The organism is Bradyrhizobium sp. DN3, from assembly GCF_041357655.1.
Lineage (GTDB): Bacteria > Pseudomonadota > Alphaproteobacteria > Rhizobiales > Xanthobacteraceae > Bradyrhizobium.
The window spans coordinates 43,216-57,834 of sequence record NZ_JAULLN010000031.1; the positions used below are offsets into that span (position 1 = coordinate 43,216).

Consider the following 14,619-nt stretch of genomic DNA (forward strand, 5'->3'; position numbering starts at 1 on the left):
GTGCCAGCCCATTTGTCTGCCCGTCTCTGCTCGCTTGCGCTCTCGCTGTTTCTGATCGCGTTCGCGCTGCCGGCCTTCGCCGGTCCGTTCGAGGATGCGGTCGCCAAGTTCGCCAACGACGATTTTTCCGACACGGAGGAGGCGATCGGCGCGGTCGCGAGCAGCGGCAATGCGCTGGCATTCCCTATCATCAGCGCGCTGCAGGACGGCCGCCTCATGGCCGATCCGGATAGCAAGAAGGTTTATGTCACCGGCGCCGACGGCAAGTCGATTGACGCCGCAACCGGCCAGCCCGTGGCCAGCGTTCCCGACAGCGCGAGCGCGGTTCGCCTCAACAACCGCCTGCGCCGCAGCGTGGACGCCGCGCTCGGCAGCCTGACGCTTCAGTCGCCCGATCTGTCGACGCGCCTCCAGGCTGCGCAGTCGGTCTTCAAGTCGCATGAGGAAGCCGCGCTCGAGGCGGTCGAGGCCGCGCTGGCCAAGGAAGGCAACAGATCCGTCAAGATCGCGCTCGGCGAAGCCCGCGCGGCGATCCTGCTGTTCAAGTCGGACGCCACCGAGGTCGAGAAGCTGGAGGCCGTTGCCACCCTCAAGGCGCGCGGCGACCAGGAGGCGCTGGCGCTGCTCACCGGCATGGGCGACCAGCCGGCCTCGGTGAGCAAGGCTGCCGCGAGCGCGATCGGCTCGATCCAGAACTCGCTTGCGGTCTGGTCCATGGTGCAGAATGCCTGGTATGGCCTCTCGCTCGGCTCGGTGCTGTTGCTCGCTGCGATTGGCCTTGCCATCACCTTCGGCGTGATGGGCGTCATCAACATGGCCCATGGCGAGATGGTGATGCTGGGCGCCTACACCACTTTCGTGGTGCAGGAGGTCATCCGCACCCGCTATCCCGCTCTGTTTGACTATTCGCTTTTCATCGCGGTGCCGCTCGCCTTCCTGGTCTCCGGCGCGATCGGCGTGCTGATCGAGCGCAGCATCATCCGCTTTCTCTACGGCCGTCCCCTGGAGACGCTGCTGGCGACCTGGGGCCTGTCGCTGGTGTTGCAACAGGCGGTGCGCACCATGTTCGGCCCGACCAACCGCGAGGTCGGCAACCCCTCCTGGATGAGCGGCGCCTTCGAGCTCGGCCAGATCACCATCACCTATAACCGGCTCTGGATCCTCTGCTTCACGCTGGCCGTGTTCGCGATCCTGCTTGCGATGCTGCGCTATACCGCACTCGGCCTCGAGATGCGCGCGGTGACGCAAAACCGCCGCATGGCGGCCTCGATGGGCATCGCCACCTCGCGCGTCGACGCGCTGACCTTCGGTCTCGGCTCGGGCATTGCCGGCATCGCCGGCGTGGCGCTGTCGCAGATCGACAATGTCAGCCCCAATCTCGGCCAGAGCTACATCATCGACAGCTTCATGGTCGTGGTGTTCGGCGGCGTCGGCAATCTCTGGGGCACCCTGGTCGGCGCCTTCACGCTCGGCATCGCCAACAAGTTCCTGGAGCCGGTCGCCGGCGCCGTGCTCGGCAAGATCGCCATCCTGGTTCTCATCATCCTGTTCATTCAAAAGCGGCCGCGCGGCCTGTTCGCGCTCAAGGGCCGTGCGGTGGAAGCATGACTCCTCACATGCTGACGCGCTCGCTGGACCGCAGTGCGACGATCTTCCTTGCTGTCGTCGCAGCCTGCGGCATCCTCATCCCGCTCTCCAACCTGCTGCTGCCCGCGGGCTCGTTCCTGCAGGTGCCGACCTATCTCGTCGCGCTCTGGGGTAAATATGTCTGCTACGCCATCCTCGCGCTCGCGATCGACCTGATCTGGGGCTATTGCGGCATCCTCTCGCTCGGCCACGGTGCCTTCTTCGCGCTCGGCGGCTACGCCATGGGCATGTATCTGATGCGGCAGATCGGCACCCGGGGCGTCTACGGCAACCCGATCCTGCCCGACTTCATGGTATTCCTGAATTGGCAGAAGCTGCCCTGGTACTGGTACGGCTTCGACATGTTCTGGTTTGCGGCCCTGATGGTGCTGGTCGTGCCGGGCCTGCTCGCCTTCTGCTTCGGCTGGCTCGCCTTCCGCTCCCGCGTCACCGGCGTGTACCTGTCGATCATCACGCAGGCGATGACCTATGCACTGCTGCTCGCGTTCTTCCGCAACGATTTCGGCTTTGGCGGCAACAATGGCCTGACCGACTTCAAGGACATCCTGGGCTTCAACGTCCAGGCGGAGGGTACGCGTGCGGCGCTGTTCGCGCTGAGTTGTCTGGCGCTGATTGCAGGTTTCCTGATCTGCCGCGCCATTGTCTCGTCCAAGCTCGGCAAGGTGCTGATCGCGGTGCGCGATGCGGAATCGCGGACGCGCTTCCTCGGCTACCGCGTCGAATCCTACAAGCTGTTCGTGTTCACGGTGTCGGCCTGCATGGCCGGCGTCGCCGGCGCGCTCTACGTGCCGCAGGTCGGCATCATCAATCCATCCGAATTCGCCCCCGGCAATTCGATCGAGGCGGTGATCTGGGTTGCGGTCGGTGGCCGCGGCACGCTGGTCGGTGCGGCGCTCGGCGCCGTCGTCGTCAACTACGCCAAGACGTTCTTCACCTCCGGCGTGCTGGCGCCGTACTGGCTGTTCATGCTGGGCGCGCTGTTCATCCTGGTGACGCTGCTGCTGCCCAAGGGGATCGTCGGCACCTTCAACGCCTGGTGGGACTCCTCGAGGGAAAAGCGCACCGCTGCAGCCATTGCGAGCGCTGCGGCCGAAGACGGCATCACCGAACCCAAGATGGCGGAGTAGGGCGATGAACGTCATGGACAGCCGCGCGACTTCCGCAATGCTCTATCTCGACGGCGTGCACGTCTCGTTCGACGGGTTCCACGCCATCAACAATCTGTCGCTGACACTTGAGCCCGGCGAGATGCGCGCCATCATCGGCCCGAACGGCGCCGGCAAGACCACGATGATGGACATCATCACCGGCAAGACCAAGCCGAACGAGGGCACCGTGCTATTCGACGGCGTCACCGATCTGACGCGGCTCGACGAGACCCGCATCGCCGAGCTTGGCATCGGCCGCAAATTCCAGAAGCCGACCGTGTTCGAGAGCCAGACCGTGCATGACAATCTCCTGCTTGCGCTGAACGTCGATCATTCGGTCCGCGGCACGCTGTTCTGGCGCGGCAGCAAGGCTGAGTCCGAGCGCATCGACAAGGTGCTGGAGACGATCCGCCTCACCGATGCCCGCAACCGCCTCGCCGGCAGCCTCAGCCACGGCCAGAAGCAGTGGCTCGAGATCGGCATGCTGCTGGCGCAGGATCCGAAGCTGCTCCTGGTCGACGAGCCGGTCGCGGGGATGACCGACGTCGAGACGCATCTCACCGCCGAGCTGCTGAAAGAGATCAACAAGACCCACACTGTGATGGTGGTCGAGCACGACATGACCTTCGTGCGCGAGCTCGGGGTCAAGGTCACCTGTCTGCATGAAGGCACCGTGCTGGCGGAAGGCACCATCGACCAGGTCTCGTCCAACGAGCGGGTCATCGAAGTCTATCTGGGACGCTGAGCGATGCTTGAGGTCAGGGACATCAATTTGTTCTACGGCGCGGCCCAAGCGCTGCGCGGCGTCTCGATCTCGGCCGAGCCGGGCAAGGTCACCTGCGTGCTCGGGCGCAACGGCGTCGGCAAGACCTCGCTGCTGCGCGCCATGGTCGGGCAATATCCGATCTCCTCGGGCGCGATCGTGCTCGACGGCAGCGACATCACGGGCCTGAAGCCCTATGAGCGGGCGCGCAAAGGCATTGGCTTCGTGCCGCAGGGCCGCGAGATCTTTCCGCTGCTGACGGTCGAGGAGAACCTCAAGACCGGCTTCGGCCCGCTCAGGCGCGAGGACAAGCACATTCCGGACGACGTATTCTCGCTCTTCCCGGTGCTGCAATCCATGCTCGGCCGGCGCGGTGGCGACCTCTCCGGCGGCCAGCAGCAGCAGCTCGCGATCGGGCGCGCGCTGGTGATGCGGCCAAAGCTGCTGCTGCTCGACGAGCCGACCGAGGGCATCCAGCCCTCGATCATCAAGGACATCGGCCGCGCCATCTCTTACTTGCGCAACCTCGGCAACATCGCGATCGTTCTGGTCGAACAATATCTCGACTTTGCCTGCGAACTCGGCGACAGTTTCGCGGTGATGGATCGCGGGGCGGTGAAGTTCACCTGCGACCGCTCCAATCTCGACGCGAGCGAGATCAGCCGCCAGATGGCGTTGTAAGCCATTCTGCCGCGACCGGCTGGGGAGGCGGATGCGCAGCGACGTTTCGGTCACATCTGGAGTTTTCGAGGCGAACCGCGCCCGCGGCGCCGTGCGCTTCGACGTCCATGCGCGGGATGGTGTGACGCGGCGCGGGACCTTGCATGAGTCCGGTTCGCTGCGCGTGCGCTTTCCCTCGCCCGAAGGCGAGGGGCTCTCCGGCGTGTTCGTCAACACGGCCGGAGGTGTCGCCGGCGGCGATCGCTTCGACATTGACATCACGGCCGCTGACGCTGCGCGGCTGACGCTGACGACGGCGGCCGCAGAAAAGGTCTATCGTGCGCAGGGCAAGGCGGCCGAGCTCAATATCGCGCTGAAGGTCGGCGCAGGGGCGCATCTGTCCTGGCTGCCCCAGGAAACGATCCTGTTCGACCGGGCCCGAGTTCATCGCCGCTTCGACATCGCGCTCGATGAGGCGGCTTCGCTCCTGCTTTGTGAGATCGTCGTGTTCGGCCGCACCGCCATGGGCGAGCGGATGGAGCAGGGCGAGTTCGTCGACCGTTGGCGGCTCTCTCGCGGCGGCGGGCTGGTGTTCGCCGAAACCGTCAGGCTGGATGGTCATATCGGTGAAAAATTGGCGCGATCCGCCGTGGCCAAGAGTGGCGCCGCGATCGGCACGGCCCTGATCGTGCCCGGCGACGAGGCGTTGGTCGAGCGCATTCGCGAGGCCTCGGAATCGTTCGCCGGCGAGGTCGGGATATCCGCCTGGAATGGCTTTGCAATGGCGCGGTTCTGTGCCCAAGATGCGGCGCGTTTGCGCGCCGACATGATGGCCGTGCTGGCGCGCACCGGCGCGGCCCTGCCGCGGCTCTGGCTGAACTGACTGGTTGAATTGACGTGTTGAACGGAAGAGATGTCGCATGAATCTGTCTCCCCGCGAAAAGGACAAGCTTCTGATCTCGATGGCGGCCATCGTGGCCCGCCGTCGGCTGGACCGCGGCGTCAAGCTCAACCATCCCGAGGCGGTCGCGATCATCTCCGACTTCATCCTCGAAGGCGCCCGCGACGGCCGCACCGTCGCCGAGCTGATGCAATCCGGCGCGCAGGTGCTGACCCGCGACCAGGTGATGCCCGGCATCCCCGAGATGATCCACGACATCCAGGTCGAGGCGACCTTTCCGGACGGCACCAAGCTCGTCACCGTGCACGAGCCGATCAGGTAGGAGCGAGAAGCATGATCCCCGGCGAACTCTTCATTCAGGACGGCGAGATCGAGCTCAATGCCGGCCGCAAGACCGTGACGCTGACGGTCGCCAACACCGGCGACCGCCCGATCCAGGTCGGCTCGCACTACCATTTCTTCGAGACCAACCCGGCGCTGAAGTTTGACCGCAAGAAGTCCCGCGGCATGCGCCTCGACATCGCCGCCGGCACCGCCGTCCGCTTCGAGCCCGGCCAGACCCGTGACGTCCAGCTCGTCGCCATGGCCGGCAAGAAGACCATTTATGGCTTCCGCGGCGACGTCATGGGGAAGCTGTGATCTCCGAAGGAACGAGCCTGGTGCGGCACGGTTGAGGCGAAAACGGAGGTCTTTGCCATGCTGACACCGATTCGCCTTGTCTCCGAAGCTGCCGAGCTCGCTGCGCACCGCCACAACGGCATGGCGCGCAAGGGGCGCGGCAACGAGCCTTATATCAATCATCTCGCCGAGGTCGCGAACCTGCTGGCGACCGCGACCGAGGGTGCCGATGCCGAGCTGGTCGCGGCCGGCTGGCTGCATGATATGATCGAGGACACCGACACCACGCGCGAGGAGCTGGCGCAGAGATTTTCGGCGCGTGTCGCCGCCCTCATCGCGGAATGCACCGACGACATGAGCCTGCCAAAGGCCGAACGGCGGCGGCTTCAGGTGCTCGAAGCGCCGAAGAAATCCCCCGGCGCAAAACTGATCAAGATCGCCGACAAGATCAGCAATACAGAGGCGCGCATTCAAACCGACCCGAGCGCCGAGGAGCGGGACGATCTCGCCGATTACATCGGATGGGCCACGCAGGTCGTTGCAGGCTGCCGCGGCGGCAATGCGTGGCTCGACGAGAAATTCGATGATGCCGTGAAAGCAGCGAGATCCTTGCTGTGACTGACCAGATGTTCAAACGCAATCGGGGCTTGTGATGTCCGTCAAGATCAAACGTTCCGTCTATGCCGACATGTTTGGCCCGACCACCGGCGACAAGGTGCGGCTGGCCGACACTGACCTCATCATCGAGGTGGAGAAGGATTTCACAACCTACGGCGAGGAGGTGAAGTTCGGCGGCGGCAAGGTGATCCGCGACGGCATGGGCCAGTCGCAGGTCACCAACAAGCAGGGCGCGGCCGACACCGTCATCACCAATGCGCTGATCGTCGACCATTGGGGCATCGTGAAAGCCGACGTCGCCATCAAGGACGGCATGATCTCTGCGATCGGCAAGGCCGGCAATCCCGACATCCAGCCCGGCGTCACCATCGTCATCGGCCCGGGCACTGACGTGATCGCGGGCGAGGGCAAGATCCTCACCGCCGGCGGCTTCGACAGCCACATCCATTTCATCTGCCCGCAGCAGATCGAGCACGCGCTGATGAGCGGCGTCACCTCGATGCTCGGGGGCGGCACCGGCCCCTCGCACGGCACCTTCGCCACCACCTGCACGCCGGGGCCGTGGCACATCGCGCGGATGATCCAGTCGTTCGACGCCTTCCCGGTCAATCTCGGCATCTCCGGCAAGGGCAACGCCTCGCGGCCGGCCGCGCTGGTCGAGATGATCAGAGCCGGCGCCTGCGCACTGAAGCTGCACGAGGATTGGGGCACGACGCCGGCGGCGATCGACAACTGCCTGTCGGTCGCGGACGATCACGATATCCAGGTGATGATCCATACCGACACGCTGAACGAATCCGGCTTCGTCGAGGACACGATCAAGGCGTTCAAGGGCCGCACCATCCATGCCTTCCATACCGAAGGCGCCGGCGGTGGTCACGCGCCTGACATCATCAAGGTCGCGGGCCTGAAGAACGTGCTGCCGTCCTCGACCAATCCGACGCGGCCGTTCACGCGCAACACCATCGACGAGCATCTGGACATGCTGATGGTGTGCCACCACCTCGATCCCTCGATCGCCGAAGACCTGGCCTTCGCGGAAAGTCGCATCCGAAAAGAGACCATCGCCGCCGAGGACATCCTGCACGATCTCGGTGCGCTCTCGATGATGTCCTCGGACTCGCAGGCGATGGGCCGCCTCGGCGAGGTCATCATCCGGACCTGGCAGACCGCTGACAAGATGAAGAAGCAGCGCGGGTCGCTGCCGCAGGACAGAGGCAAGGACAACGACAATTTCCGCGTCAAGCGCTACATCGCCAAATACACCATCAATCCCGCGATCGCCCACGGCGTGTCGAAACTGATCGGCTCGGTCGAGAAGGGCAAGCTCGCCGACCTCGTGCTGTGGTCGCCGGCCTTCTTCGGCGTCAAGCCGGACTGCATCGTCAAGGGCGGCAGCATCGTCGCAGCGCCCATGGGCGATCCCAACGCCTCGATCCCGACGCCGCAGCCGGTGCACTACCAGCCGATGTTCGGCGCCTTCGGCAAGGCGCGGACGGCGTCCTCGGTGGTGTTCACCTCGAAGGCGGCGGTCACGGGCGGTCTTGCGCGAAAACTCGGTATCGACAAGAAGCTCTATGCGGTCCAGAACACCCGCGGCAAGATCTCCAAGAAGAGCATGATCCACAACGACGCCACGCCCGATATCGAGGTCGATCCGGAGACCTATGAGGTCCGCGCCGACGGCGAGCTGCTGACCTGCGCGCCCGCCGAGGTGCTGCCCATGGCGCAGCGATATTTCATGTACTGAAATAGCGCCTCAACGCATGTCCCCGCATCAAGTCCGGAGACGGCTTTTCCGGTGTTGCGTTCGATCCGGCCTGGTCTAATGTCCGGCCCGGTATCGTACCCTTAGAAGAAAAGCCGGGAGGATTTCTCGTGATCTATGTCGTTGCTACCTTGACCATCAAGCCCGAAACGCGCGCCGAATTCATTGCAGCCGCCACCGCCTGCATCAAGGAGACGCGGAAGGAGCCCGGCAATATCGCCTACGATTTGCACGAGAGCGTCACCGATCCCAGCAAGATGGTATTCGTCGAGCAGTGGGAGAATGCCGAGGCGCTGGTGCCGCATCGTGCCATGGAGCATATGAAGACGTTCGGCCGCGTCGCGGTGAAGTGCTTCACGGCGCCGCCGAAGATCGAGGTGATCACGCCCGAGAAGGTCGAGACACGGTAACGAGGTAAACGCATGATCCGGGCGACGCAGGTCAAGGGGCAGCACCGCTTCACGGAAGCACCCGTGGATACGGTCGTGCTCGATTTCGACGATCGGCACCGCCGCCGCATGGCGATGACGGGAACGCGGGGGCTCGAATTCCTGCTCGACCTGGAGCACGCCGTCGCGCTGCGCGGCGGCGACGCGCTGGTGCTGGAGGACGGCCGGCTGGTCGAGGTGGTGGCGGCACCGGAGCCGCTGCTGGAGATCCGCGGTCGCGATCCGCACCATCTCATCCGCGTTGCCTGGCATCTCGGCAACCGCCATCTGCCGACGCAGATCATGGCCAAAGCCTTGCGCATCCGCCGCGACCACGTCATCGAAGCCATGGTGAAGGGTCTCGGCGCCCGCGTGATCGAGATCGAGGCGCCGTTCGATCCCGAGGGCGGTGCCTATGCCGATGCCGGCCACGCGCACGGTCACGACGATCATGCGCATCACGATCACGGCCATCACGATCACCATGACCATCACGGTCATGATCACCACCATCATGGCCATGCCGCGCATGACCATGATCACGATCATCACCATCACCACGACGAGCATTGCGACCACCCCGACCATCACCACGGCCACAAGCATGCTCATGACCACAAATGAGCCGGTCAGCCCCGCTGACCTCGCCGGGCGCGAGGCGGCGGCGCTGTACCGGTTGATGACCTGGCTGTCGCCGGCATTCCCTGTCGGCGGGTTCTCCTATTCCAGCGGCATCGAATGGGCAGTCGAGGCCGGCGATATCACCGACACCGCGACGCTGGCGGACTGGCTCGATGCGATGCTTGGCGACGGTTCGGGCTTTTGCGATGCGACGTTCCTGGTCCATGCCTATCGCGCGGCGGAAGCGGGCGAGACCACCACTTTGAACGATATCGCCGAGCTCGCAGCCGCCTTCGTGCCGTCGCGCGAACGACAGCTGGAGACGACCTCGCAGGGCCGCGCCTTCATCGACATCGCCCGCGCCGCGTGGGATGCCGATGGCCTGGATGCCATGGTTGCGGCGTGCCGTACGCCCCTGGTCTATCCCGTCGCGGTCGGCGTGGTCGCCGCGATGCATGGCGTGCCGTTGGCGTCGACACTCCACGCCTTCTTGCATGCGCTGGTCTCGAACTGGATTTCCGCGGCCAGCCGTCTCATTCCGCTCGGCCAGACCGACAGCCAGCGTGTGCTGGTGAGGCTGGAAGCCGCCGCCGCCGCGACCGCCAATCGTGCGCTGAATGCGACACTGGACGATCTCGGCAGCGCGACTTTCCGCGCCGATCTCGCCAGCCTAAGGCACGAGACGCAATATACGCGGCTGTTCAGATCGTGAGCACGTTGCGTCACACTCCGCCGTCGTCCCGGCGCAGGCCGGGACCCATAACCACGAATCTTCGTGGAGATGGAAGGATGCGGCCACAGCCCGTCCTATCAACCGGGTTCGGTGGCTATGGGTCCCGGCCCCCGTGCGCGAACGCGCACTAGGCCGGGACGACGTTAGGAAGAGCGAGCGACATGTCGAAATCTCACGGACCCTTGCGCGTCGGTGTCGGCGGCCCGGTCGGATCGGGCAAGACCGCGCTGATGGACCTGCTCTGCAAGACCATGCGCGAGCGCTATGACATCGCCGCGATCACCAACGACATCTACACCAAATGGGATGCGGAATACCTCGTGCGCTCGGGCTCGCTGACGCCAGACCGCATCGCCGGGGTCGAGACCGGCGGCTGCCCGCACACCGCGATTCGCGAGGACGCCTCGATGAATCTCGCCGCGGTGGCGGACATGCGCGCGAAATTCCCGGACCTCGATCTCGTGCTGATCGAGTCCGGTGGCGACAATCTGGCTGCCACTTTTTCCCCGGAGCTGGCCGACCTCACCATCTACGTCATCGACGTTGCCGCCGGCGACAAGATCCCGTCCAAGGGCGGCCCGGGCATCACCCGGTCAGACCTTCTTGTCATCAACAAGATCGACCTGGCACCCCATGTCGGAGCCTCCCTGGAAAAGATGGAGACGGATGCCAAGCGCATGCGCGGCCAGCGCCCCTTCGTCATGACCAACCTGAAGAAGAGCCAGGGTCTCGATCGCATCGTCGGCTTCATCGAGACCAAGGGTGGCTTAAAACGGGACGCTTAAAACCGCGGGGCCCGACGGACGCGACGACTTAGCGCAGGCGTTTTTGCCCTAACACCCCGGGGCAGGGCCGCAACCGCGGAACAAATTTCGGACAGGGCGATTAACTACCTCTTGGCCCCCAAGGGGCAAATCCGTGCGGCCGGACCATCGGCCGGACGGATTAAGCTTTTCAGCCGACCTACGTTGCGTACTGATGCCTCCTCCTCCATTATCTCCGCCACTGGGGGTTCACCCTGTTTCGGCACATGGCCGTTCGATCGGCGTTCATATGCTCCATGTTTATTGCCGACCTCCTGCTTTCGCCTGAGTAGTCGCGTGGTCCGGCTGGGTTTCATCATTGGCTTCATCGCTCTGCTCGGAGCCCTGCTCTCCGGGCTTGCGGCCTATCGCGTTCACGATCAGGAGCTGGCGCTGGACCGGATCGCGCTCGCGCGTGCGATCGACGTTCACGCAAGCCTGGTCCAGGATCGCCTCACCGAGCGGGAGCTGCTCGCGCGTGTCGCCTCCGGCTTGTTCCGTGCGCCATCCGTGATCAAGCCGAGCATGCTGGAGCCGCTGCGCTCGGCCATCTACGCCTTCAAGACCGACTTCGTGGTGGCCGGCTGGATTGCCCGGCTGAAGCCGAACGAGCTTACGGCGGCGCAGGCTGCCATTGCCGGCGCCGGCTTCCCCAATCCGCGGATCCGCATGTTTGACGACAAGCCGATCAATTCCGCCGATGTCACCCAGCCGATCGACGTGCTGATGGACCTCGAGCCGCGCAGCAACGAGACCAAGGCGCTGCCTGGCCGCAGCTACGATCAGGATCCGGTTCGCAGCGCCATGCTGACGCGCGCCCGGGTCGAGAAGCGGTCGATCGCCTCAGACCCGATTCCGCTGCTCGGCGGCAACGGCCCGATCGGCGTCATCGTGGCCGCGCCCGTCATTCCCGAAGGTGCAACGGAGCCCGCCGGGTTCGTCACATTTTCCTACGAGCTTGCTTCGCTGATGCTGACCAATGACGACATGTCGTTGTTCTCGGTCGCGCTCAGGGATCCGCGCAGGGACGGCGGCGAGCTCGTTGCCAACGACCAGGGCGTGGTCTCCACGCGTATGACGGCGGCGGACGGACTGGCGCCGTCGGCCATGCGCACGGTGAGCTTCGGTGGCCGTGACTGGCAGCTCGCCTATTACGCGAAGACCAATTCGGCGCGTCGTGCCGAGCAGACCGCCATCATCGTCGCGGCGATCGGCCTCGCCATCACCGCGATGGTGTGCGGCCTGTTCGGCTATGTCGCCTACAACAATCTGCGCCTCAGCCGGGAAATCCAGGTGCGGATCGGCTTCGAGCGCCGGCTCACCGCTGTCATCGACGAGCTCAACCACCGGGTCAAGAACATCCTGGCGGTGATCCAGTCGATCGTGACACGCACGCTGCGCCACGGCTCGGACATCGACGTCGCGCGCGAGCTGCTGATCGGTCGCATCCACGCCATGTCGAACGTGGTTTCGCTGCTCAGCGAGAGCCAGTGGCAGGGTGTGAAGCTGAAGGGCCTGTTCGAAGCGCGCGCCATCCCGCATGCCGATCGCATCGCCGTCACCGGTCCCGACATCGCGGTCAGCGCGCGCGCGGCGCAGAGCCTGTCGCTGCTGTTCTTCGAGCTCGCCTCGCATTCCGACGAAGGCCTGTCGCTGGTCGGCAAGCATCCGCACATCACCGCCAATTGGACGGTGACGGGCGAGGAGCCCGACGAGATTTTCAATTTCCGCTGGGAGGAGTTCAACACCAGCGAGGCGACGCGCCGCCCCGATTCCGATTTCGGCCTGATCCTGCTCGACCGCGTCGCGCCCGAGGCGCTCGGCGGCACCGCCAAGCGCTACTTCACCGACGTCTCCTATGTCTACGAGCTGATCGCGCCAATGGAGACGGTGGTCGACATGACCGAGCGCGATCGTACCGACAAGATTTCGGCCCCGGTCAGGCCTGTGCGGTGATGCGAGGTCAGCCCTTCGGCCGCAGCACCAAATCAACCAGATTGCGCGCGTAAGCCGGCGTGATCGGTGCGATGCCGAAGACGTAGCGGTAGAACAGGCCGCCATAGATCGCGTCGTAGAGATCCTCGGGCAGTCCCTCGGCCAGGATGCTGCCGTCCTTCTGGCCCGCCGCGATCATCCCGACCAGTGCGTCGCGGCGGAACTGCAGATAGCGGGCGTAGAACAGCTCGGCGGAGCCGGTCTTCGAAATGCATTCGGAGATCACGGCGAGCTGCACCTTGCCGAACTCGCCCTGGAGCGCCTCGGCATAGGCCGCGGCATGGCGGCGTGCACGCGCCGCGGGCGTTCCGGAGCTCACCGGCGGCAGCGGCAGCATCTGCGCGGCGTGGTGGAGAAAGGCGTCGATCAGAAGCGCCTCGCGGGACGGCCACCATTTGTAGATCGTCATCTTGGAGACGCCGGAGTGCCGCGCGACCGCGTCGATGGTGGTGGCGGCAAGGCCGGTGGTGGCCATCAGCGCATAGGCGCTTTCGAGAATGGCGTTGGTGGTCTCGATCGATCGCGGCCGGCCGCGCCGGGGCGCGCCGTCGGCCCCATCACCCTCGCTGTTCGCCGTCACCACGTCCGGTCTCCTCGCTACCCGCTTCTGCTCCGCATAGCGCAGCCGCGGCCGCCGGCCCAGAGCTTGATCCGGAAAAGTGTGTAGCGGTTTTCCGAAAAGATCATGCTCAAACAATAACCTAAAGTGCGATGACGATTCATCCTGATCTCACGCGCTTTAGGGGAATCGGATGCGCACCGGCTAGGCCTGCTGCCGCAAGGCGGCGGGCAGGTCCTGCCACTTCGACCAGGCGATGTAATAGGCGACCGCGGTCATCGCGGCGAAGCCGGCGAGGCTCACCACGACCTGCATCACCACCATATTGGGCCCGGTGATCAGGATGAGATGACCTGCAAAGGACAGGAATACGCCGACGCAGAACACGGCGAGCCATTCCTCGCCGCACCTGATGACCGCCTGTAGCGGCTTTAGTTGCAGGCCGGGATGATCGGCCGGAATGAGATGGGTCGCGAGGAAGGCGAGCGCGAGGAAGTGAAGCACGCGATAGGGCGCGAGGTTTTCCTTGTCGGTCGGCGCAATGCCGTTGAGGAGGACGTCCGGCAGATAAGCGGAGAGCGCCGGTGAATGGCGCATCAGGGTGACGGCCATCGCGAAGATGAGATAGGTCCCGGCGAGGATCCGCAGCCAGGGCATGCCGCGCAGCGCCCGCCCGGGCGCGCCTGTCACGGCGAACCAGCCGCCCAGCACCATCAGCATCTGCCAGCAGAGCGGATTGAAGGTCCACTCCTGGTCCGGATAGACCCGGAAATTCCAGTCGAACCAGCGTGCGGCAAGGTACAGCGCGACCGATGCCGCCAGCGTCACGTTCGGCCGCCGCAACAGGCCCCAGAGCACAAGCGGAAAGAAGGCCATCAGCGGGACCATCAATTGCAGGAGGTCGAGGTTCAGCGGCTCCTCCTGGAGCACGAGACCGCGGATCAGGATGCGCAGCGGGTGCTCGAGAATCCCCGAGATGTTGTATTCGTGGATGATTTCCGGTGCCATCGATTGCGAGGCGACATAGGCGATGGCGTCGATATAAATGACGAACAGGACGACGTAGGCGGCGTAGAGCCGCCAGACGCGTCGAAAGATGCGCGTCGCCGCGACGACGTAGCCGCGCTCCAGCGCCATCCGGCCGTGGATGATGGCGACGCCATAACCGGCCACGAACACGAACAAATCCGCGGCGCCGCTGAAGCCGAAGTTTCGCAGCGTCAGCAGGTTGACGACGTTGTTCGGGATGTGATCGACGAAAACCGACCAGTTGGCGATGCCGAGTGTCAAATACAGTCTGGCGTCGGGTTGAAATGCGGCGAGGTTCGCCTTGACGGACGGTTTCATCACGAAAAAC

General features: G+C 64.7%; 16 protein-coding genes. 14 read left to right on the top strand and 2 right to left on the bottom strand.

Translation table 11 applies throughout. From position 1 onward, the window contains the following. From urtB to AAE027_RS33320, 14 genes are all read left to right on the top strand, one after another. A complete protein-coding gene (gene urtB / locus AAE027_RS33255) occupies positions 1 to 1,608 on the top strand; it encodes an urea ABC transporter permease subunit UrtB (protein ID WP_370987982.1) in 1,608 nt (535 codons plus the stop codon). Then, positions 1,605 to 2,774 (top strand): urea ABC transporter permease subunit UrtC, encoded by a 1,170-nt coding sequence (urtC, locus tag AAE027_RS33260; protein WP_370987983.1) that lies wholly within the window; start codon positions 1,605 to 1,607, stop codon positions 2,772 to 2,774. The genes urtB and urtC overlap by 4 nt, the downstream gene beginning before the upstream one ends. A gap of 4 nt (positions 2,775 to 2,778) precedes the next feature. Further along, a complete protein-coding gene (gene urtD / locus AAE027_RS33265) occupies positions 2,779 to 3,540 on the top strand; it encodes an urea ABC transporter ATP-binding protein UrtD (protein ID WP_370987984.1) in 762 nt (253 codons plus the stop codon). A 3-nt stretch (positions 3,541 to 3,543) separates the two neighbouring features. Then, the gene (gene urtE, locus AAE027_RS33270) at positions 3,544 to 4,239 is read left to right on the top strand and encodes an urea ABC transporter ATP-binding subunit UrtE (RefSeq protein ID WP_370987985.1); all 696 of its coding nucleotides are present in this window, start codon (positions 3,544 to 3,546) and stop codon (positions 4,237 to 4,239) included. 31 nt (positions 4,240 to 4,270) lie between these two features. Further along, positions 4,271 to 5,101, top strand: a complete 831-nt coding sequence (locus tag AAE027_RS33275; protein ID WP_370987986.1) for an urease accessory protein UreD — start codon at positions 4,271 to 4,273, stop codon at positions 5,099 to 5,101. 37 nt (positions 5,102 to 5,138) lie between these two features. Continuing rightward, the gene (locus tag AAE027_RS33280; protein ID WP_027553946.1) at positions 5,139 to 5,441 is read left to right on the top strand and encodes an urease subunit gamma; all 303 of its coding nucleotides are present in this window, start codon (positions 5,139 to 5,141) and stop codon (positions 5,439 to 5,441) included. Between the two features lie 11 nt (positions 5,442 to 5,452). Then, complete coding sequence (locus AAE027_RS33285; protein WP_035708642.1) at positions 5,453 to 5,758, top strand: urease subunit beta; 306 nt, start codon at positions 5,453 to 5,455, stop codon at positions 5,756 to 5,758. Positions 5,759 to 5,815: 57 nt separating this feature from the next. After that, positions 5,816 to 6,355: an HD domain-containing protein gene (locus tag AAE027_RS33290; RefSeq protein ID WP_370987987.1), complete on the top strand. Its 540-nt coding sequence runs from the start codon at positions 5,816 to 5,818 to the stop codon at positions 6,353 to 6,355. Between the two features lie 34 nt (positions 6,356 to 6,389). Beyond that, the gene (ureC, locus tag AAE027_RS33295) at positions 6,390 to 8,105 is read left to right on the top strand and encodes an urease subunit alpha (RefSeq protein ID WP_370987988.1); all 1,716 of its coding nucleotides are present in this window, start codon (positions 6,390 to 6,392) and stop codon (positions 8,103 to 8,105) included. Between the two features lie 128 nt (positions 8,106 to 8,233). Next, positions 8,234 to 8,533, top strand: a complete 300-nt coding sequence (locus tag AAE027_RS33300) for a putative quinol monooxygenase (RefSeq protein ID WP_027553941.1) — start codon at positions 8,234 to 8,236, stop codon at positions 8,531 to 8,533. Positions 8,534 to 8,545: 12 nt separating this feature from the next. Next, positions 8,546 to 9,175, top strand: coding sequence for an urease accessory protein UreE (locus tag AAE027_RS33305; RefSeq protein WP_370987989.1), 630 nt, complete (start codon positions 8,546 to 8,548; stop codon positions 9,173 to 9,175). After that, positions 9,156 to 9,884, top strand: coding sequence for an urease accessory protein UreF (locus AAE027_RS33310; protein ID WP_370988020.1), 729 nt, complete (start codon positions 9,156 to 9,158; stop codon positions 9,882 to 9,884). Before AAE027_RS33305 ends, AAE027_RS33310 begins: the two co-directional genes overlap by 20 nt. Positions 9,885 to 10,066: 182 nt before the next feature. Next, positions 10,067 to 10,690, top strand: coding sequence for an urease accessory protein UreG (ureG, locus tag AAE027_RS33315; RefSeq protein WP_128936621.1), 624 nt, complete (start codon positions 10,067 to 10,069; stop codon positions 10,688 to 10,690). Between the two features lie 315 nt (positions 10,691 to 11,005). Continuing rightward, entirely contained in the window at positions 11,006 to 12,664 is a 1,659-nt protein-coding gene (locus AAE027_RS33320) for a CHASE domain-containing protein (protein WP_091881277.1), read from the top strand. A 7-nt stretch (positions 12,665 to 12,671) separates the two neighbouring features. Here the strand turns inward: AAE027_RS33320 and AAE027_RS33325 are convergent, their stop codons facing one another. Together AAE027_RS33325 and AAE027_RS33330 are read right to left on the bottom strand one after the other, a co-directional pair. Further along, positions 12,672 to 13,286 carry a TetR/AcrR family transcriptional regulator gene (locus AAE027_RS33325; protein WP_370987990.1) on the bottom strand — a complete coding sequence of 205 codons (615 nt, stop codon included), beginning with the start codon at positions 13,284 to 13,286 and terminating at the stop codon, positions 12,672 to 12,674. A gap of 180 nt (positions 13,287 to 13,466) precedes the next feature. Further along, positions 13,467 to 14,609: an OpgC domain-containing protein gene (locus tag AAE027_RS33330; protein WP_370988021.1), complete on the bottom strand. Its 1,143-nt coding sequence runs from the start codon at positions 14,607 to 14,609 to the stop codon at positions 13,467 to 13,469. Positions 14,610 to 14,619 lie beyond the last annotated feature (10 nt).